The sequence below is a fragment of the Paraburkholderia sp. Ac-20342 genome (assembly GCF_017104985.1).
In the GTDB taxonomy this organism is placed as follows: Bacteria; Pseudomonadota; Gammaproteobacteria; order Burkholderiales; family Burkholderiaceae; genus Paraburkholderia.
The window spans coordinates 1-253 of sequence record NZ_JAAGPQ010000238.1 but is presented as its reverse complement, the minus strand read 5'-3'; the positions used below and the strand labels follow the sequence as shown (position 1 = coordinate 253).

Sequence of the window (253 nt, the reverse complement as noted above, 5' to 3'; positions counted from 1 at the left end):
CGTGGCCTCCGTTGCCGGAACCGCCATTGCCCTCGCCGCCGCCATGGCCTCCGTTGCCGGAACCGCCGTTGCCCTCGCCGCCGCCATGGCCTCCGTTGCCGGAGCCGCCGTTGCCCTCGCCGCCGCCGTGGCCTCCGTTGCCGGAACCGCCATTGCCCTCGCCGCCGCCATGGCCTCCGTTGCCGGAACCGCCGTTGCCCTCGCCGCCGCCATGGCCTCCGTTGCCGGAGCCGCCGTTGCCCTCGCCGCCGCC

1 protein-coding gene is annotated in these 253 nt (G+C 77.1%); it reads right to left on the bottom strand.

The features are described 5' to 3' along the window. Positions 1-253 (bottom strand): hypothetical protein (locus G3N58_RS34680; protein ID WP_206001381.1); only part of this gene is annotated, 253 nt, incomplete at both ends.